The sequence below is a fragment of the Micromonospora sp. LOL_013 genome (assembly GCF_048060315.1).
GTDB lineage: Bacteria > Actinomycetota > Actinomycetes > Mycobacteriales > Micromonosporaceae > Micromonospora_E.
In genome coordinates this window covers 1-1,256 of sequence record NZ_JBHMIQ010000093.1, presented here as the reverse complement: position 1 = coordinate 1,256, position 1,256 = coordinate 1, and the positions used below count along the sequence as shown (strand labels likewise).

General features: G+C 68.9%; 1 protein-coding gene. It reads right to left on the bottom strand.

Annotated features, from left to right (window positions below; translation table 11 throughout):
- A protein-coding gene (locus ACFHWS_RS28450) for an IS3 family transposase (protein WP_416569575.1) occupies positions 1–1,204 on the bottom strand; the annotation gives its coding sequence in 2 pieces (ribosomal slippage) (positions 1–925 and positions 925–1,204; 1,205 coding nt annotated over the 2 pieces). This gene is flagged as partial in the annotation.
- Positions 1,205–1,256 lie beyond the last annotated feature (52 nt).

Genomic DNA, 1,256 nt, shown 5'->3' with positions numbered 1-1,256 from the left:
TGGGTCATCGCGTGTAGCGCTTCGTACTCGGCGGGCGGGACGTGTCCGAGTTCGCCGTGGAGCCGCCGGTTGTTGTACCAGTCGATGTACTCGACGGTGGCCATCTCCAGGTCGTCGAGGCCGCGCCACGGACCGGTGTTGCGGACGAGTTCGGCCTTGTACAGGGAGTTGAACGCCTCGGCCATGGCGTTGTCGTACGAGTCCCCTTTGGATCCGACGGAGGTGACGGCGCCGGCCTCGGCGAGCCGCTGGGTGTAGCGGATCGCTCGATACTGGACTCCCCGGTCGGAGTGATGGACGAGTCCGCCCAGGTCGGCGCCCTGGTTCTCGCGGCGCCAGATCGCCATCTTCAGCGCGTCGAGCGCCAGATCCGTGTAGAGCGACGTGGAGACCTGCCAGCCGACGATCATCCGGGAGTACACGTCGAGGACGAACGCGGCGTACACCCAGCCCACGCTGGTGCGCACGTAGGTCAGGTCGGCGACCCACAGCTGGTTCGGCCGTATCGCGGTGAAGTCACGGTTGACCAGGTCAGCGGGCCGGCTGGTCTCGGCGGCCGGTCGGGTCGTGCGCGGTGACCTGTCGCGTAGCAGCCCACGGAGTCCGGACTCGCGCATCAGCCGCTCGACGGTGCACCGGGCCACGTCGACGCCTTGGCGGTGCAGCTCGTGCCAGATCTTGCGGGCCCCGTAGACGCCGTAGTTGGCCTTGTGGACCTGGGCGATCATCGCGGTCAGCTCCTCATCGCGCCTCGATCGGGCCGAGGCGGGGCGGGCCTTGGCGGCGTAGTAGGTCGACGGTGCGATCCCGGCGGGCGTGTCTTCAAGCGCCCGCAGGACCGACTGGACACCGTGTTCGGCCTTCTGCGAGTCGACGAACGCGACCCTCATCTCGACGGCCGGTCCAGCTCGGCCGCGAAGAAACTCGCCGCGGACTTCAGGATCTGGTTCGCCCGCCGCAGCTCACGGACCTCCCGTTCCAACGCGGCGAGGCGTTCCGCGTCGCCGCTGGTGGTGCCCGGACGGTCGCCGGCGTCGGTCTCGGCCTTCTTCACCCACCCACGCAACGCCTCGGGGTGCACGCCGAGCTGGTCGGCTATCCGCCGGATCGCCCCTACCGCGGACGCCGGGTCCCGGCGGGCCTCGACCACCAACCGGGTCGCACGCTCACGCAGCTCGTCGGAGTACTTCTTCGGTGCGGGCATCGCTGGTGTTCCTCCCAGGTTTCGATGTCTCCATCAAACCCGGTGCGGGACA